Origin of the sequence: Comamonas sp. AG1104 (assembly GCF_003350425.1) — a bacterium.
GTDB lineage: Bacteria > Pseudomonadota > Gammaproteobacteria > Burkholderiales > Burkholderiaceae_C > Comamonas > Comamonas testosteroni.
In genome coordinates, this window is record NZ_QQAS01000001.1 from 15538 (window position 1) to 33820 (window position 18283).

Annotated in this window: 16 protein-coding genes; 12 read left to right on the forward strand and 4 right to left on the reverse strand. The window is 63.6% G+C overall.

Annotated elements, in window-relative coordinates; all coding sequences use genetic code 11:
• Positions 1–182: 182 nt before the first annotated feature.
• The 11 genes from DFO48_RS00080 (at position 183) to DFO48_RS00130 (ending at position 13164) form a co-directional block, all read left to right on the forward strand.
• A complete protein-coding gene (locus DFO48_RS00080) occupies positions 183–701 on the forward strand; it encodes a sigma-70 family RNA polymerase sigma factor (RefSeq protein ID WP_034349186.1) in 519 nt (172 codons plus the stop codon).
• Positions 698–1678 carry a FecR domain-containing protein gene (locus tag DFO48_RS00085; RefSeq protein WP_114862175.1) on the forward strand — a complete coding sequence of 327 codons (981 nt, stop codon included), beginning with the start codon at positions 698–700 and terminating at the stop codon, positions 1676–1678. Before DFO48_RS00080 ends, DFO48_RS00085 begins: the two co-directional genes overlap by 4 nt.
• Before the next feature lie 149 nt (positions 1679–1827).
• Positions 1828–4353, forward strand: coding sequence for a TonB-dependent hemoglobin/transferrin/lactoferrin family receptor (locus DFO48_RS00090; RefSeq protein WP_370449539.1), 2526 nt, complete (start codon positions 1828–1830; stop codon positions 4351–4353).
• A gap of 146 nt (positions 4354–4499) precedes the next feature.
• On the forward strand, positions 4500–6614 hold the full coding sequence (locus tag DFO48_RS00095) for a choice-of-anchor tandem repeat GloVer-containing protein (RefSeq protein WP_114862176.1): 2115 nt from the start codon (positions 4500–4502) through the stop codon (positions 6612–6614).
• A 55-nt stretch (positions 6615–6669) separates the two neighbouring features.
• Positions 6670–8571, forward strand: coding sequence for a hypothetical protein (locus tag DFO48_RS00100; protein WP_114862177.1), 1902 nt, complete (start codon positions 6670–6672; stop codon positions 8569–8571).
• A 79-nt stretch (positions 8572–8650) separates the two neighbouring features.
• Positions 8651–9265 carry a biliverdin-producing heme oxygenase gene (locus tag DFO48_RS00105; protein ID WP_114862178.1) on the forward strand — a complete coding sequence of 205 codons (615 nt, stop codon included), beginning with the start codon at positions 8651–8653 and terminating at the stop codon, positions 9263–9265.
• A gap of 15 nt (positions 9266–9280) precedes the next feature.
• On the forward strand, positions 9281–10144 hold the full coding sequence (gene gspN, locus DFO48_RS00110; protein ID WP_158545657.1) for a type II secretion system protein N: 864 nt from the start codon (positions 9281–9283) through the stop codon (positions 10142–10144).
• Between the two features lie 93 nt (positions 10145–10237).
• Positions 10238–10582 carry a YbaN family protein gene (locus DFO48_RS00115; protein ID WP_114862179.1) on the forward strand — a complete coding sequence of 115 codons (345 nt, stop codon included), beginning with the start codon at positions 10238–10240 and terminating at the stop codon, positions 10580–10582.
• Between the two features lie 50 nt (positions 10583–10632).
• Positions 10633–11169 carry a rhombosortase gene (rrtA, locus tag DFO48_RS00120; RefSeq protein ID WP_114862180.1) on the forward strand — a complete coding sequence of 179 codons (537 nt, stop codon included), beginning with the start codon at positions 10633–10635 and terminating at the stop codon, positions 11167–11169.
• A 140-nt stretch (positions 11170–11309) separates the two neighbouring features.
• The gene (locus tag DFO48_RS00125) at positions 11310–12290 is read left to right on the forward strand and encodes an alpha/beta hydrolase (protein WP_114862662.1); all 981 of its coding nucleotides are present in this window, start codon (positions 11310–11312) and stop codon (positions 12288–12290) included.
• Between the two features lie 16 nt (positions 12291–12306).
• On the forward strand, positions 12307–13164 hold the full coding sequence (locus DFO48_RS00130) for a GNAT family N-acetyltransferase (protein WP_114862181.1): 858 nt from the start codon (positions 12307–12309) through the stop codon (positions 13162–13164).
• A 310-nt stretch (positions 13165–13474) separates the two neighbouring features.
• On the opposite strand, the gene DFO48_RS00135 is transcribed toward DFO48_RS00130, so the two are convergent.
• The 4 genes from DFO48_RS00135 to DFO48_RS00150 all read right to left on the reverse strand — a co-directional run bounded on the left by DFO48_RS00135 (position 13475) and on the right by DFO48_RS00150 (position 17189).
• Complete coding sequence (locus DFO48_RS00135; RefSeq protein ID WP_114862182.1) at positions 13475–13969, reverse strand: heme-binding protein; 495 nt, start codon at positions 13967–13969, stop codon at positions 13475–13477.
• Positions 13970–14088: 119 nt separating this feature from the next.
• Positions 14089–14670 (reverse strand): response regulator transcription factor, encoded by a 582-nt coding sequence (locus DFO48_RS00140; protein WP_114862183.1) that lies wholly within the window; start codon positions 14668–14670, stop codon positions 14089–14091.
• Positions 14667–16160 carry a sensor histidine kinase gene (locus tag DFO48_RS00145; protein WP_114862184.1) on the reverse strand — a complete coding sequence of 498 codons (1494 nt, stop codon included), beginning with the start codon at positions 16158–16160 and terminating at the stop codon, positions 14667–14669. Before DFO48_RS00145 ends, DFO48_RS00140 begins: the two co-directional genes overlap by 4 nt.
• A 72-nt stretch (positions 16161–16232) precedes the next feature.
• A complete protein-coding gene (locus DFO48_RS00150; RefSeq protein WP_114862185.1) occupies positions 16233–17189 on the reverse strand; it encodes a folate-binding protein YgfZ in 957 nt (318 codons plus the stop codon).
• A 44-nt stretch (positions 17190–17233) separates the two neighbouring features.
• On the opposite strand from DFO48_RS00150, the gene mltG reads away from it, so the two are divergent.
• The gene (mltG, locus tag DFO48_RS00155; protein WP_003077270.1) at positions 17234–18226 is read left to right on the forward strand and encodes an endolytic transglycosylase MltG; all 993 of its coding nucleotides are present in this window, start codon (positions 17234–17236) and stop codon (positions 18224–18226) included.
• Positions 18227–18283: the final 57 nt, after the last annotated feature.

Consider the following 18283-nt stretch of genomic DNA (forward strand, 5'->3'; position numbering starts at 1 on the left):
CGGAGCATTGCCAGCTCAGCTGACGCCTCAAGACCTTCATGTAGCTCTGGCAGATTCATCGCCAAGGGCCAGGTCGGCATTCCCTTGAGCCATACATGGATAAGCATGGCATATGTTTCAAATGAATACAATTGAGAATGATTCTCAGTAATTAAATTTGAACCGTACGGAAATCATGAGCCATGGCTGGTGTGCAAGCTAGTTCTTCTTCTCTTCTACACACGCTTTATTGCGACCACCATGGATGGCTGGTGAACTGGCTGAGGCGGCGAGTGCATTGTGTGCAGGATGCGTCGGATCTGGCGCAGGACACTTATATGCGCCTGCTCAGGCAGTGCCCGGAGGAGTTGCAGGAGCCGAGAGCCTTTCTCGCCACGGTGGCACGCAGCGTGCTGATCGATCATTGCCGGCGCATGTCTCTGGAGCGGGCCTATCTTGAAACCTTGGCCCAGATGCCAGAGCCCGTATGTCCTTCGCCCGAAGAGCGGGCCATTGTGCTGCAGGCACTGGAGCAGATTGATCGCATGCTGGACGGGCTGGGCGCCCGCGCGCGCAGTGCCTTTTTGCTGGCGCAGCTCGATGGGCTGACGTACAAGGAAGTGGCAGCGCGTCTGGGTGTTTCCCTGAGCTCGGTCGAAAAATACATGGCAGCTGCCTTTGCACACTGCTACCGCATCGTTTACCTGGATGCCGCGGCATGAGCGCAGGCCCGAACGAGCCGTCGCCGGAGGTGGTCCAGAAGGCCATCGCATGGCTGGTGCGTCTTCAGGCCGGCAGTGCATCTGCGGCCGTCTGGGATGAGTGCAGGCTCTGGAGAGAGGCCGCGCCCGAGCATGCCCTGGCCTGGGAGCGATTGCAGGGCATTCAAAGTCGTTTTGCTGCTATGCCTGCGGTACCGGCCGCTCTGGCGCAACAGACCCTGAATGGCGCGAGCAAGCACATGGGCCGTCGCAAGGCTATGGGCCTGCTGGCCATTGCGATGGGTACCGGATGCACCGTGCTGATGGCGAATCGGCAATGGGGCGAGACCGCCTTGCTGGCTGATCTGCGCACCGGAGTCGGCGAGGTGCGCCGCGTGGTGCTCGCCGACGGCTCGATCATGTTGATGGACACTTCGACGGCCGTGAACCTGCGCTTCGATGAGGGCGAGAGACGCCTGGTTCTGATCAAGGGGCGTATCGCGCTAACCTCGGGAACCGACAGCGAAGTGCAGCGCTATCGTCCTTTGTTCGTGCAGACGCCACACGGCCAGGTGCGAGCGCTTGGCACCCGCTTTCAGACGCATGTGCAGGAGGATGGAACCCAGGTGCAGGTGTTGAGCGATGCCGTCGAGCTCAGACCTCAAGCGGCTTCGCAAGTCCAGCTTTTGCGTCAGGGCGAGCAGGCCTGGTTCGATGCCTCGGGAGTTCATGACCTGAAGGCAGGCGACGGTGATGGCGACGCGTGGACGGACGGGCTGCTGGTAGCCAGAAGCATGCCGCTGTCGGATTTGGTGGCGCAACTGAGCCGCTACCGGGCAGGGCATCTGGCTTGCGACGAGCGTGTGGCGCAACTGCGCATCTCCGGGGTTTTCAGCCTGACGGATACCGAGCGCAGCCTTGATCTGCTGCAGAAAACATGGCCCCTGGAGTTGCGTCAGCGCACGCGTTACTGGGTCACTTTGATGCCGCGCAGCTGAGGTTTCCTGCTTTCGCGCGGCGGGTGCAAAAAATTTTTCAGAAAACATTACGGGTTTGGCGAGTTGCTTCGTCCTTGTTAACAGTAGCGCCTTGAAAAAGACCGCCGTTTGGCGGGTCTGACGTGGCGGCTTTCAGAAAGGACTTATCCATGCTCCCCCGTCGCCTGCCACGCATGCGTGCACCAGCTCCTGGGCATCCCGCCGCACTTGCCCTGACCGCTGTCGCAGTCAGCCTTGCCTGGGGCGCGCTGGCGCCGGTGGCTGCACATGCGCAGATCGCGTCCCAGGCGAGCAACCAGGCGTTGCGCACGTATTCGATTCCCGCAGCTCCGGTGGAAGCGGTGCTGAATCAACTGGCCCGTGAGGCTCAGGTCATGATCGCGTTTGATCCGGCCCTGGTGCAAGGCAAGCAGAGCCGAGGATTCAAGGGCATGGCAACGGTTCAAGGTGCGCTGGATTCGCTGCTGGAGGATCATCCGCTGCAGGCGCAAAGCGAAGGTCCGGGCGCATGGCGTGTTCGGCCGGCAGTTGCCCGTTCCCAGAAAGCGGCGCAAGGCGCACGGGCCGGTGTGCAGGAGCGCAATCTGGACGAGGTGCTGGTCGTCGCGAAAAAGGACGCGCGCCAGCAGGTGTTCGAGACGGCGGCCTCGGTGGCCGTGGTCACTCGCGAGGAGATCGATCGTCTGCCACCGCGCAACACTGCCGATGTTCTTGCAGAGGTGCCGGGTGTCTACACCTCGCAGAGCCGCAGGGATCCTGGAGTGTCGGTGAATATTCGCGGCATGCAGGATTTTGGCCGCGTCAACGTGATGATCGACGGCACGCGCCAGAACTACCAGCAAAGCGGGCATGGCTCCAACGGCTCGGTGTATCTCGATCCGGAAATGCTGGGCGGTGTGGATATCTCCAAAGGACCGACCTCCACGGTGGGCGGCGCAGGGATGATTGCGGGGGTTGTCAACTTCCGCACGCTCGAAGCAGACGACCTGATAAAGGACGGTAGCACCCGTGGCGCTCGGCTGAATCTTTCGAGTGGCAACAACGGCTATCACTTTGCCGGCAGTGCGGCTCTGGGCCTCAAGCCCCGTGAGGATCTCGATCTGGTGATGTTGGTCAGTCGCAAGAAAGTCGGTGAATTTGAAAAGGGCCGCCGCGGATCCATGACCGACGATGTGGATGGTCAGGTGCATGGCGTGAGCCAGCTGACCTCTCAGGATCAGACTTCGGTACTGCTCAAGAGCACCTGGCGTTTCGCGCCCGAACAGCAGCTCAAGTTCAGCTATATCGGCATGGATGCGAAGTTCGGCGAGAAGCCGCAGTCGGCCAGTGGCGGGGGCATTCTCAACCATGTTCGCACCGACACCTTGCTGGCCAACTACGCGTGGAACCCGTCTGCAAGCGCTCTGGTGGATCTCAAGTCCAGCCTCTACTACACCCGTACCCGAAATCAGGCGCATCGCTATGCGGGCGGCACGCTGGACCCCTATGCCTATGACCTGCAGTACCAGACCAGTACTGTGGGGGGGACGCTGGAGAACACCTCCCGCCTTCAGTGGGGAGCAGGGGATGCGGCGCTGGTCAAGACCGGAGCGGAGTTCTTCCACGACTGGACCGACCCACAGGCACAAGCGCTCTCGGTGGGGGCGGATGCCGGCACGACGGCGCTGTATGCGGGTTCGACCCCGAAAGGCAAGCGTACCGTTGCCAGTCTGTTCGGCGAGCTCAACTGGATGCACAGCGACTGGCTGGAACTCACGGGCGGCCTGCGCTATGACTGGTACGGCTTGCAGGGGGACGGACGCATGCGTGTCGGCTCGCTCATTAATCCGCCGGGCGTGCGCCCACCCTCGACGGCGCTGTACACCCGCTTCAAGGCCGATCGCAACGACGGCGCTTTCGCCCCTCGCCTGGCGCTGGCCGTCAAACCGGTGGAGCCCATACAGCTGTTCGCCAGCGTGGGTCGGGGCATGCGTCCGCCGGCACTGACGGAGGCGCTGATGTGGGGCCAGCATACGGGCAGCCTCTTTCCCTACTACCCCAACCCGGATCTGCGCGCCGAGCGTTCGCGCAACTGGGAGGTCGGGGCCAACGGCATGTTTGACGATGTGCTGAGCAAGGGCGACAAGCTGCGAGTGAAAGCGGCCTGGTTCAACAACAAGGTCAACGACTATGTGACGCTCGCGCGCATCATGTCGCCCATCGATACTGCCGGGGGCGGCCTGCTGGGGCCCTATGCCTACGTGAATCTGCAGGACCCTTTTCGCAGCAAGGGCCTGGAGCTGCAGGGCGACTATGACAACGGCCGCGTCTTCGGCAGCCTCAACTACACCCACATGTTCGTCAACACCGGCAAGGGCGGTTATGACTCCTTCCCTCTGGGCAGTCTGACGGGCTACCCCAACAACAATCTGGGGCAGTCGGGCGACGCCAATATCTGGTATGTGCTGCCGCCCAGAAAGACCGCCAGTCTGAGCGCCGGTGTGCGTCTGCTCGACAAGAAGCTGACGCTGGGGGGCGCATGCGCTTTCAGTCTCCCAGCACCAACAGCAGCGTCTGGACCACGCAGGGCGAGCGCTACAACCAGAAATCCTGGCGTCTGTTCGACCTCTGGGCTAGCTACGAAATCACTCCCAACGCGACCTTGCGTGTGTCCATCAACAACCTGCGCGATCTGAACTACTCCGAGATGCAGGGCGGCAGCTATTTCATCGGCCCTGGCCGTACCGCCATCGCCACCTTGTCCATCCAGTTCTGAGTTTCGGCCCGGGCCCGCGCCTTGCCGTCGTTTCCATCCGTCCGTCTTTTCCCAAAGGTCCCTGTGATGTCCTTTTCCGCTCTTCATGGCTGGCCGCTGCATTGGCCCGCCGCAGCCTGCGTCGCCGCCGCAGCGCTTTGTGCCGCCATGCCAGCCGCCGCGCAGACCAAGGTCAGCGATGCCCGGCTGACCATGCTCACCTCCTTGCGGCCCGCCGGCGACGATGTCACCACGCCCGACGGAACCATTGGCTGGCCCGGGGCGCGTTACCCCACCTCGCCGCCTCTGTATGCGGTGCGCCCAGGTTCGAGTGCCGGCTATTTGTTTGGCGGTTTCAACGGCGGCGGGCCATCGGTCTTGTCCTCGCAGATGTATACCGCTTTCGGCATGTACACCATGCGAGCCGGTGTCTCAGTCTATGAGCGCGTAGCCTATAACCCGGCCAACGATCTGCATGGTCGCATCTCGGGCACGCCGGTGCGCGCATCCGACGGCAGTCTGTACGCGGTGATGACGACGATCAACGGCCAAAAGAATGCGGGCAAGAACCAGCCCAGCGATATTTCCTATTCGCCTGCCGTGGGCCTGGGCATCATTGTCCGTACCGACTATGACGGAGCCAATTCCGCCTTGGTGCAGGGTACGCGTGGTCAGCTGTATTCGCCCAATGGCGCGCTGGTCATCGATGCGCAGGACAACCTCTATGGCATCGACAAGGGGCCCAAGGGACAGGGGCGGGTTTTCAAGATCGATATCGCCTCCGGCAAGGTAAGCACGCTGCATGAGTTTGCCGCCGGGCCTTCGGGCATGCGCCAGACGGCAAACGACCTGATTCTGGGCAAGGACGGCGTGCTGTATGGCGTGACCGCATACAACCGGGGACTGCCGCTGGCACCGTCGACGCCGACCGCAGCGACCACGCCCACGGGAACGCTCTACCGCATCAATGCCGCCGACGGCTCGGGTTTTGCCGTGCTGCACACCTTCACGCTGGCCGAAGGCGAAATCAACATCCATGACAACGCCAACAGCGAAGGCTTTGTGCTGTATCCCAGCGGCATTCCTTACGAAGCGGGGGTGACGGCGGGCGGCGACGTGACCAATCGGACCATGGGCTCAGGGCAGGAGCACAGCCTGTCGTCGCTGATTGATGGTGGTGACGGCTATCTCTATGGGGGGACTTCGGTCGGCGACTGCTATGTGCATGCCAACAGCAGCATCACCGGTACCTGGATCAAGAGCATCTCGCGCGACAACCCGTCCTGCGGCTCGCGCAAATGGGCGCCTAGTACCACCTTGAGCTACATCAAGGATTTGCCCTATTACGACGGACCCAAGCCTTATGGCGTGCTGTATCGCCTTGCCAAGGCGGGCGGGCCGCTGCAGATACTGCATACCTTCAGCAATGCCGATGGCGCCACGCCGCGCGGCCCCATGGCTTTGGGGTCCGACGGTGCCATCTACGGCACGACCATGTCCGGTGGCGCCAATCTGTGCACGCCGTCCAGTGCAGCGGCCAATTCCGAAGTGGGTTGCGGCACCGTCTACCGGATACGACCGGCAAACATTGTGGTGAATGGCGAAGGACAGGTCACGCAAGGCGGCTTCGAGCTGGTGCATTCCTTCTCGGGCACGGATGGACGCAAGCCTGTGGGCTTGCGTGCGGGCGCTGACGGGCGCCTGTATGGCGCAACCGCCATGGGTGGCCACTATCTGAACAGCGCCGGACAGGTCGTTCCCACGGATTTCGGCACGGTTTTCCAGCTGGCCGTCGCCTCGTCCGAGACCCCGATCGCCGATGCCAGCCTGGTGGCCAGTGCCGGGGAGATCAAGTCGGGCGAAAGCGTCTCGCTGACCTGGATCACCAGCAACGCCGAGCAGTGCTCGGCAGCTTCGACGGCGGGCGACTGGACTGGTGCCGTAGCCCCTCAGGGCAGTGTCGAACTCAGGCCGGACCGCGGCACCTATCGCTACACCCTGACATGCGCGGTGGCGGGCAGCTCAGGCGGCGCCCAGGTCTCTGCCTCGACCGTGGTCTATGTCAGCACCCCGGCGACCGCCGAAGACGGCAATCAGGTTTCCTACGGCAATGGCGGCGGTGGCCCGTTGTCCGTGTGGCTGCTGGCCCCGCTTGCGGGCCTGGCACTGCAGCGCCGGCTTGCACGCGGTGCTGCTCGCTAAGCGCTCGACTGAGCTTCATCTTCCCTCTCGTTCTTACACAGGAAAGTCAATGGCAATGAATTCAATCAAACCCTCGGTCTGGCGTGTGACACGACTCGCCTTCCCCGCTCTGGCACTGGCTCTGCCCCTGTCACAGGCGATGGCCCAGACATCGCCTGCAGCGTTCAAGCCCACCGTGCTGCATCAGTTTGGCGGCCTCAACAACGGCGGTGGCAAGCCCATGGTGCCGCCTGTCTTGGCCGCAGACGGACGTTTGTATGGACATACCTATTTGGGTGCTTCGTCGGCTGCATCGTTCTGGGGTCAGGGTACGGTCTATGGGCTGGATGCGGCCACAGGCAAGAATCATCGCTTCGAGTTGCTGGGCAGCATCTATTCGGGATCAACTCCTCTGGTGCCGGCGCTTCAAGGCGGATTTCTGGTCGCCGGCAATGGTGCCGACCCGAGCAATCCCTCGTCCTTTATGACCGTGCCGGCCGTCTTCAACATCAAGGACGGCAAGGCTGTCTCCCTCCCTGCGCCGAGCATCAAGCCCCTGGGCAGCATGGCTCTGGATGCCGTGGGCAACCTCTATATGGGTTCCGGCGAATCGGCTTCCAGCTGCGCAGCCAGCACCACGGCCAATACGCTGTGGCGCATGAATGCGGACCAGAGCTATTCCAAGGTGCTTGATTTCTGCCAATACGCTCAGGAGCAGGGCAGTACGCAGGTGCACCCCATGGGCGGCGCGCCTGTGGCCAGCATCTGGAGCAAGGCCGATCAGGCCCTGTATGTGCTCACTGGCGTGTCGGCCACTGGCGTTGCCGACAGCACACTGACCTCGGACAACCTGGGTCGCGCGGTGGGCACCCTGGTCAAGCTCAGCCAGGCTGCGATCGACAGCGCTGTTGCGCGCAACGGTACGCTGGATGCTTCTCAGGTCGAGCTGCTGCATACCTTCATGCGTGCCCGCGACGGCGAGCCTACGGCCAAGGGCGCTCGTGTGGTCGGCATGATAGAAGCCGGCGAATGGCTCTACGGCACGACACAGTTCAATGCGCCGACAGCAGGCAACGCCATGGACAGCCGATATGGCGGAACGCTATGGCGGGTGAAGAAATCCGACCCTTCCAGCTTTGCCGTGGTGCACTACTTCCGCGGCAGCGACATGGCGGCGCTTGACGGCACGGCGCAGGCCGATGGTAGTGCGCCGTCGGGTCCGCTGGTGCTGGCTGCAGATGGCAACATCTACGGCACGACGGCCCGCGACGGCTCGACCATGTATGTCCCGAAGACGGGAGTGCAGACGCCCGTAGGTGCTGGTGTGTTGTTCCGCATCAAGCTCGGCAAGGCCGCAGATCGCACGGATGACAGCTATGAAGTTCTGCATCGCTTTGATCTGGGCACGGAGGGCGGTACTCTGGCTGGTCTGAGCCTGGGCGCTGTTTCCGGCGGCATGCAGAAAATCTATGGCGCGGCGACAGCGGGCGGCGGCGGGCAAGCCGTTTCCAGCGCCGTGATCGAAAACACTGGCAATGGCACGATTTTCTCGTTCGATGTGCCGCTGCCTGTCGCGGCATTCAGCGAAGAGCTGAAGGCCTCCGTCGCAACCGCGGCCGTTGGTTCCACCATCGAGCTGAGCTGGTCCACCACGCAGGCCGGCAGTTGCACGGCCAGCGGCGCCTGGAGCGGTGCGCAGCAGACCAGCGGCAGCAAGGTGCCCGTGGTATTGGCGGTCGAGGGAGAGAACAGCTTCAGTCTGACTTGCAGCAGCCAGAACGACGGTCAGCCCGTGACCAGCAAAGTCACGGTGCAGGCCACCGCAGTCACGCAGCCTGGAACGGGTAGCGGCGGCACAGAGACGGGCAACAGCAGCAATGGCGGCGGCGGAGGAGGTCCTTTGAGCGCCTGGTTGCTGGCACCGTTGGCGGCACTGGCCTGGGCACGCCGTCGCAGCTTGAAGTCCTCGCCGAACTGAGGCGAAACCTGGAGCAAGGCGACTCCGGGTGGGACCAGCCCGGAGCTGCTTCGCCATCGAATTGAAGTCAGGAAATACCATGAATGTGCAAACCAGCCCCTTGAGCGGGGCCCGACTTTCCCTGCGTCTCAAGACGGAGGCCGCGCAGCAGCATGAGCGTATGCATGAGCTCATGGAGCAAGGCAATCCATTTGCCGATCGCGGCAGCTATGCCCGCTTTGTCGCCGCCCAATACCTGTTCCAGCGCGACGTGGAGCATCTCTTTCAGGATGCCGCCGTCAAGGCAGCAGTCCCTGACCTGGAAGCGCGCGGGCGTCAGGAGGCTTCGCTGGCGGATCTGGCCGATCTGGGGGCAGAGCTTCCGCAAGACGCACTGGGCAGCGAGGCCGTAGGCATGCCCGAGGCCCTGGGGTGGCTGTATGTGTCGGAGGGCTCGACCCTCGGGGCAGCCTTTTTGTTCAAGGAAGCCAGGGATCGTCTGGGTTTGTCGGAAACCTTCGGGGCCCGCAATCTGGCGGCCTATCCGCAAGGGAGGGCCTTGGCCTGGCGTGCTTTTGTGGCCTCGCTCGACGCGCCGGAGCTCGGCGATGCAGCAATCCAGGACAAGGTGATTGCCGGTGCCAATGCTGCCTATGATCGCTTTGGCAGTTTGCTGGAGCGCTATTTTCCGCAGCGTGCAGCCATCGATGCCTGAGCACTGTTGCATACCGTGGTAGCTGGAACGCATTGGCGCAGAAGCGGCCGGTCAAGGCCTTCAACGGCCGGCTCGCCATGGCGCTGGGCCATCGCGGGAGGGCTGCTCGGTGGCGTGCTGTGCCTGCTGGCCTTTTTCCCCGCGCACTGGCTTGCGGCCCAGGTCGCCATGGCGAGTGGCCAGCGCATCGCGCTGCAGGACGTGCGCGGCTCCGTCTGGAAGGGGTCCGCAGTGCTGATGCTGGCGGGCGGAGCGGGCAGCCATGATGCACAGGCCTTGCCGGGGCGATTGAGCTGGAGGCTCCATCCGGCCCGCAGCGAGGGGCAGGGCCTGAGCCCGCAGGACTGGGGTGTTGGCGTCGCCGTGGAACATGCTTGCTGTCAGCGACAAGCGGCGCAACTGCGCTGGCTGCCTTTGAGACGGGTGTTTCAGCTGTCAGGGCTGGACTGGCAACTGCCGGCCCAGCTGCTTGCGGGCCTGGGGACTCCCTGGAACACGCTGGGCCTGGACGGCCAGCTTCAGCTGTCCTCGTCCTTTCTCCAATGGCCCGAGAGCATGGAGACTGATTCCATGCAGGGGCGTCTGGAGTTGAAGGCCTTGTCGCTGTCTTCCCGGCTTTCCACGTTGCGCCCGCTGGGCAGCTATCGCATGGCGCTTGTTGCTGAGCGCGCAGGCGCGGGTCCGGACTTTGAGCTGCAGACGCTGCAAGGTGCGTTGCAACTGAGCGGAAAAGGCCAGCAGCTTGGGGGCCGCTGGCGCTTTCAAGGACTGGCAGGGGCTGAGCCCGGACAGGACTCGGCGCTGGCCAATATATTGAACCTGATAGGAAATCGCGGCGGCGATATCGCATGGAGCATCGTGCGTTCTCCGCCTCCCTGATCCATGACAGAACCATCCTCATCCGCTGATTTCCCGACCCGAAGGCCCGAAGACTTGCATAAGCGCCTTTCCTTGCCCCTGCGTTGTCTTTTGATGGTCTTCGCCGTTCTCTGCGTGATATTGGGCCTGATCGGTGCCGTGGTGCCCGGCATGCCTACGACCGTGTTTATCCTGATGGCCGCCTGGGCGGCGGTACGCAGCTCGCCCAGGCTTCACGGCTGGCTGTATGCCCACTCCCTGTTCGGCCCCATATTGCGCAGCTGGGATGACGGAGGGCAGGTAAGCCGTCGCGTCAAATGGATGGCCAGTGCCAGTATGGTGTTCAGCTCGGCGCTGATCTTTCATGTCGCCGAGAACCCCTGGCTGAGCGCGTCGGCGGTGGCAGTCATGGCCTGCGTGCTGATCTGGCTGTGGCTGAGGCCCGAGCCCCAGGCATGAAGTCCGGCCCGGGAGCTCTCTCACCGAGGCAGTGTGCGCTGCTGATGTGTATGCTGATGGCGTTGCTGCAGGCCCTGCCTGCTGCATGGCGAGGACTGCTGCGCTATGAGACAGCGGCACTTGCCGATGGGCAATGGTGGAGGCTGCTGTCGGCACACTGGGTGCACCTGAGCTGGGCTCACGCCGCAATCAATGCCTGCGGCTTGCTGCTGTGCTGCTCTTTCGCGGATGCCAGCTGGACGGCAAGGCGTCTGCTTGCCTGCATGGGCTCTCTGGCCGTTCTGGTCTCTTTGCTGTTGTGGTTCACCTCGCCTCAGGTGAGTGACTATGTCGGCATGTCGGGTCTGCTCTACGGACTGATTGTCTGGATGCTCCTGCCGCCGGTCCTGCTTCGCCGGGATCTCTCGGCCGCCACCGTGCTGCTGCTTGTCATGGGCTGGCTGGCCTGGCAGTCCTGGGCCGGTCCCGATCCGCGTGAACAGCGATTGATCGGTGGCTATATCGTCACCCAGGCGCACTGGTTCGGACTTCTGGGCGGAGTCCTTGGCGCCTTGAACAGCTGCCGCAGCCAGTTGCCTCAGAGATGAGCGGCTGCCGCGATGTGATGCTGGCGGGCTTCCGAACTGCGCCTGCGACGATATCGATTCCGAACAATTGTCAGCATTGGCCTGCAGACTTCGGAGTTGCAACGCACAATGCCTGCCTGTGTTTTTTATTCATCGTGATCATGTCCGATTCCTCTGTGGCTTTGCCAGCCAGTCTGACACCTTCCATGCGCGATGTGCTGCGCCGAATGGAGCGGGCAGCGCGTACACCCATGTACCAGCTGGGTGCGGAAGGCGCCAAGGCGGCCTATGAAGCTGGCGCCGGCGTGCTTGAAATCCCCAAGCAGGCCTTGCCCCGTGTGGAGGACCTGCAGATTCCCGTACGCGACGGGGCGAATCTGCCGGCCCGCCTCTATGCACCTGTGACCCGCGATGAAGCCCCTGCTGCTGGCTTGCCTGCGCTGCTGTATCTGCACGGTGGCGGCTTTACGGTGGGCAGTGTGGCCACGCATGACCAGCTTTGCCGTCAGCTCGCACACCTGGCGGGCTGCATGGTCGTGTCGCTGGACTATCGCCTGGCGCCGCAGTTCCAGTTCCCCGTTGCACATGACGATGCCTGGGATGCGCTGCGGTGGCTGACGGCCCATGCGGCGAGCCTGGGGGCTGATGGCAGCCGCATGGCTGTCGGTGGTGACAGCGCCGGCGGTACGCTGGCGGCAGCCTGTGCCATCGAGGCGCGCAACACCGGCCTCAAGCTTGCCTTGCAGCTGCTGATCTATCCAGGCACCACTGCACACCAGGATACCGACTCCCATCGCCGCTTTGCCCATGGACTGGTGCTGGAAGAGCCATCCATCACCTGGTTTTTCGCGCAATATATTGCCAACTCCCAAGACCGCGAGGATTGGCGCTTCGCGCCCTTGCTGGCGCCCGATGTCGACCACGTCGCACCCGCCTGGATCGGTCTGGCCGAGTGTGATCCCCTGGTAGACGAGGGCGTGGAATATGCTGACAAGTTGCGCATGGCAGGCGTACCTGTGGATCTGGAAATCTACAAGGGCGTGACCCATGAGTTCGTCAAGATGGGCCGCGTGATTGCCGAAGCGCGTCAGGCGCACCGGGATATGGCGCAGGCCTTGCGCGGCGCGTTTGGATTGAATTGAAACCAGAGTAAGAACTATGAACCGACAGGACTTTCGCAGCTTTACCCGCATCGAGGTGCGCTGGGCCGAAGTGGACGCGCAGAAGATTGTCTTCAACGCCCACTATCTGATGTATGCCGATGTGGCCATCACCAACTACTGGCGCCAGCTGGCCATTCCCTATGAGGCCGGCTTTGCATCGCTGGGCGGCGAGCTGTTTGTGAAAAAGGCCAGCACGGTCTATCACGGCTCGGCCACTTTGGGCGATGTGCTGGATGTCGGCATCCGATGCGTCAAACAGGGCAATACCTCGCTGCAGTTCGAGGCAGGCATCTTCCGGGGCATGGAGCTGCTCAACACCGTGGAGCTGATCTATGTGTTTGCCGACGCGGCGACGCAGACACCCAGGCCCGTACCCCAGGCCATGCGGGATCTGCTCACGGCCTATGAAGCAGGGCAGGAGGTCGTCACGCTGCGCTCGGGCAGCTGGAACGACCTGGGCCGCGACGCTGAGCGCCTGCGCCTGGCTGTGTTTGTGCGCGAGCAGGGCGTGCCGCGCGAGATCGAGATTGACGAACTCGACCCCGTGGCGCGTCATGTGGTGCTGTTCAACGGCTTGAACCAGCCCGTGGCCACGGGCAGGCTGGTCAGCGATGCGCCGGGCGTGGGGCGTATAGGCCGCATGGCCGTGGATCGCAGCGTGCGCGGCGGTCGCTGGGGTCGCATGGTGCTCAATAGCCTGATGGATGCGGCGCGCGATCGCGGCGACAAGGAAATCGTGCTGCACGCACAGCGCCATGCGGAAGCCTTTTATCTGCGTGCCGGCTTTACGCCGGTAGGCGAGCCTTATGAGGAAGCAGGCATTCCCCACATCACCATGTGCAGAGTGCTTTGAAACATCTGTTTTGATAGCTTGTAACGCATTATCTGCAAGCGTTCAAGCCCGATTTGATGCTTGATGCGAAGGAGCGCCCATGGCAAGAATCATGACCGTCCTCGGCCTGATCGGGGTGGCGGTGGCCGCCTATGTGGCTTATCGCTACGGGGTTTTCTGAGCTCGATCGGGCGAGGGTCGGGACAGAGGTGATTGAGCGGCTGATGGTAAGCGCCACCCGCTGGCGGGAGTGCTCTGCGGCGGCCTGCTTCGCAGGCCTTGCCGCACGCGGGCTCGAGCCTAGCCCTTTCTCACCAGCGTGCTGGCGGCATTACTGCAGCTGATCCTTCAGCGTGGTGATGGCCTTTTGGGCGCAGGCTTCGTCCAGATGGCCGCCAGGCGCACCGGCCACGCCAATGGCACCAATGGTTTCATTGCCGATTTTCAGAGGCACGCCGCCGCCCAGCACCAGGAAGCCGGGGATATTCGCCATGCCGGCCGCATCGGGATTGGACTGAATGGCCTTGGCGATGCCGCTGGTGGGGTTGCGCGACGACGCCGAGGTGAAGGCCTTGGCGCGCGAGGCTTCGACGGTATGAGGGCCGGCACCGTCGGCACGCACCATGGCCAGCAGCACGCCCGAGCGGTCCAGCACCGAGGCGCTGACGTTGTAGCCGTCGGCGCTGCAGGCCGCCACGGTCTGCTGGGCCAGTTGCACGGCAGTGGCGCTGGCAATGCTGCGGGTGGAAACGGTGGCTGCGGAAGCGGCGGCGGCGGCGGCCAGGCTCAGGGTGCAGAAGGCGATGTTGCGCAGGCGTTGGTTCATGTCAAAGCTCCTTGTGGATTGGGGTGAACAAGCGATGACGGAACTGTAAGAAGGGCTGCTTTCGGCGCCCATTCGCAAGGCAACGGATGGCCATCGGTAATCCTACCGAGTCGGGCTGTTCAGCAGGCCGCAGTCAGCAGCAGTCTTGTCTGCTCAGCGACCGATCCCGTGCCCAGCTTTTCGGCCAGCTTGGCACGGTGTGTGTCCACGGTACGCACCGATATATCGAGCGCCGCCGCGATCTCCTTGCTGCCCAGGCCCTTGGTGATCAGCTCCAGCACCTCGCGCTCACGATCGGTCAGACTGCGCAGGCTTTGGCGGGCCTCGTTGCGCTCGGCCTGCTGGTCCAGCCGTGCCTGCGCCGACTCGATGGCCTGCAGCAGGGTCTGCTCTTCGATGGGCTTGGTCAGAAAGTCGGTGACCCCCGCCTTGAAGGCACGTCGGCAGGCATGCAGATCGCCGTGGCCGGTGATCACGATCGTGGGCCAGTCCACGCCCTGTGCCATGAGCTGCTCGTGCAGCTGCAAGCCGGACATCATGGGCATGCGCAGGTCGGTGATCAGGATGCCGGGCTGGCTGCGATCCAGATGGGCCAGGCAGTCGGCGGGAGATTCAAAGCAGGTCACGGGCAGCTCATAGGTCTGCAGCAGCAGATGCAGAGCGTTGCGCACCGACGGGTCATCATCGATCAGATAAATCATGCAGGCAAATCGGTTCCATCCAGCGGCAGATGCATGACAAAGCGGGCACCATGCGGGCCGGGCACATATTCCAGACGGCCGCCCATGCGCTCCATCAAGGTAGCGCACAGCGGCAGGCCCAGCCCCATGCCGTCGGACTTGGTGGTGAAAAACGGCTCGAAGATGCGCTGTGCCGTGGCCGCAGTCATGCCTGGGCCGTTGTCCTGCACCACGAGCAGGGCCTCGCCACCGCTTTGCTCCAGCGTGATGGTGATGGCGGCTTGCGCATCCTGAGTCTGGCCAAGCGCATCGAGCGCGTTGCGCACCAGGTTGTGCAGCACCTGCTCCAGCGCCACCGGGTCGGCCCAGGCGCTGCAGGGCTGCAGCGGCGCCTGCCAGTGCAGCGCCACCTTGGTCTGGCGTGCCGGGCCTTCCAGCAGCAGCAGGGCCTGATCGACGACCTGTGCCAGATCCAGTCTCTGCGGCTGGCTGGGAGCATTGCTCACATAGCTGCGCATTCGCTCCAGGATGGCGCCTGCACGCCTGGCCTCGCGCACATTGGCCTGCAGGGCAGTTGCCAGCAGCTCGGTCTTGCCCAGCTCGTGGGCGCGCAATGCGGCCTGGCTCTGGCTGAGCAGGGCGGTGACGGGCTGGGCCAGCTCATGCGCGATGCCCGAGGCCATCTCTCCCATGCCGTTGACGCGCGAGGCATGGGCCAGCTGTGCTTCATTGGCCAGCAGCTGGGCGCGCCGCTGGTGGCGTCTGGCCTGCTGGCGGCTTTGCCAGATCAGGTGAACCGCGCCGACCAACGCGGCGCTGATGAGAGCACTGATCAGCACCATGCTCCAGCTCACCAGGCTGCGAGGGCGGCTGAGCAACTGCACCTGCAGAGGCTGGTCATAGCCGGTGAGTGTGAATTCGCCAAATTGGTGGCTTTGCTGCAGCTGCGCGGCTGGCTCCAGCAAGGTATGGCCATGAAGGCGGATGCGCAGCCCGCTGTCATCGGGCAGCACCTTGTCGTCCAGCAAGTGGGAGGAGTCAATGCGAACGCAGAGCCAGCCTTCGGGGTCTGCTATCTTTTTGAGAAAAAGATAATGACCCGGGTGCAGAGCGTCAGGCAGGCTGGCGCTGGCTCGCGGCGCCAGCGGAGCGGCAGCCTGCGCCACGGCCGGGTCCCGGCAACTGCCGGTGGCGGGCGTGGCCGCAGTGACCAACTGGATTTCCTGGACGCGCGGGTAAATGGTCTGCACCGACTGCGCAATATGCTGCAGAGCCGATGATTCCTTGGCTGCATCCAGCGGTGCCACGGCAGTCAGGGCGGTAAGGTGGGCCTTGTGCTGGGCCACCTTCTCCAGCATCTGGCGTTGCACGATCTGGGTCAGCTGCAACTGCTCCTGCTCCTGGCGGGCATGAGCCTGCCACCACTGCAGGGCCATGATCAAGGCGCAGAGCAGCACCCAGGCCAGGGCCAGCAGCCAGCGGTGGCGGTAGTCCGGGGAAGAGTTGCTCATGCGCCGAAGTGTAGCGGTGGCCGTGCTGGCAATGCCGGGCCAGCGGCAGTGCAGGCCCGGGGGAGGGGACGCTTAGATATCAGCCAGCAGCTCGTAGGGCAGGGGCAGGACCTGCAGCGCAATGCCCTTGCTTGCATCGGCGCTCTGGCCTTCGGCCAGCGCCGCATGGGCAAACAGATCGTCGCGGGTGGAGGAGGCAATCTGCATGGAGACGATGGCATCCCAGCCGCCTTGCACAGCGGCTGCGGCCTGCACCACGGTGCCGGTTGCCTGCTCGAGGTCTTCGGCGCTGAAGACTTCCTGGCCCACGCTCAGAGCCTGCTCGGCATGAACCAGATAGGCGCGGCGCTTGAGCGTGCCGCGGAACTGGCTGCGGGCCACCACTTCCTGGCCAGGGTAGCAGCCCTTCTTGAAGTTGACGCCGCCCAGGGATTCGTAGTTCAGCATCTGGGGCACGAAGGCATCCACCACCGGGGCCGACAGCGTGGCCACGCCGCTCTGGACTTCGGACCATTGCCAGAGGTCTTCGCTCAGCAGCTGTCCTTCGGGGGCCTGGCCCGCAGGGCCGATCCACAGCGCACGCTGGTTGCCTGCAGCAGGGTAGAGCGCCAGCACATGGGCATCGCCTTGCTGCTTGAGCGCCCAGGCCGCAGCGTCCTTGCCAGCAAGCTGCTCGGCGGCCTGACCGGCCAGGCCGTAGAGGGCGAAGTCAGCCGTCGCATCACTGAGCTTGCACTGGGCGCGCAGCACAAACATGGACAGGCGCTTGAGCGTGGGAGCCAGCAGGCTGCGGTCACAGATCAGCACGATTTCGTCAGCGCTGCGTCTGAAGCCGATGAAGCTGGCCAGCATGCGGCCCTTGGCCGTGCAAAAAGCCGCGAGGCGGGCCTGATCAAACTTGAGCAGCGCGAAATCGTTGCTCAACTGGCCATGGAGAAAGCTGGCTGCGTCGGCGCCAACGGCGCGGATGACACCAAGGTGGGAAATGGGGGTAATGCCGTTCAGGGGCAGCGTCTTGGGCTGGGTCATGGCTGAATTATGATCGTCGCTCTGTGTACTGATGGATCTAGATTGTGCGTGCCCTTATTCGAGCACTGATATTTTTGCTGCTGCTGGCTGCCCTGGCGGCAGGCGGCGCCTGGTGGTGGCTGAACCAGCCGCTGCAGCTGTCCGAACCCAATCTGGAGCTGGAGATAGAGCCCGGCACCACGCCGCGTGGCGTGGCGCAGAACGTGGTCAAGGCCGGGGTGCAAACCGATGCGCGTCTGCTCTATGCGTGGTTTCGCTTCTCGGGCAAGGACCGCGCCATCAAGGCCGGCAACTACGAACTGAGCACAGGTCTCACACCTTATGTGCTGTTGCAGAAGCTGGCGCGCGGCGAGGAAAGCCTGCGTGCGCTGACCCTTGTCGAAGGCTGGAACTGGCGCCAGGTCCGAGCGGCTCTGGCGCGTGAGGAGTTCCTCAAGCAGGACAGCGCAGGGCTAAGCGACGAAGCCGTGATGACGGCCCTGGGCCGGGTGGGCGTGCCGCCCGAGGGACGCTTCTTCCCCGATACCTACACCTATGCCAAGGGCAGCTCGGACATGGCCGTGCTGCGCCGTGCGCTGCACGCGATGGATCGCCGTCTGGCCGATGCCTGGGCCATGCGAGCGGCCAATACCCCGCTCAAATCTGCCGACGAAGCCCTGATCCTGGCCAGCATCGTGGAAAAGGAAACAGGTCGCGCTGCAGACCGGGCGCAGATTGCCGGCGTTTTCTCCAACCGTCTGCGCATAGGCATGCGCCTGCAGACCGATCCTTCGGTCATCTATGGCGTGGGAGCCAGCTTTGACGGCAATCTGCGCAAGCGCGATCTACTGGAGGACACGCCCTGGAATACCTATACCCGTGCGGGCCTGCCCGTCACGCCGATCGCCATGCCCGGCAAGGCGGCGCTGATGGCGGCCGTGCAGCCCGATCAGACCAAGGCGCTGTACTTTGTCGCCAGGGGTGACGGCACCAGCCATTTCAGCGCCTCGCTGGACGAGCACAATAGGGCCGTCAACCGCTACCAGCGCGGTCAGTGAGCAATCTTTGAGGGCGCAAGGCCATGGCCTGTGCCCTGTGTCGAATCAAACAACTGG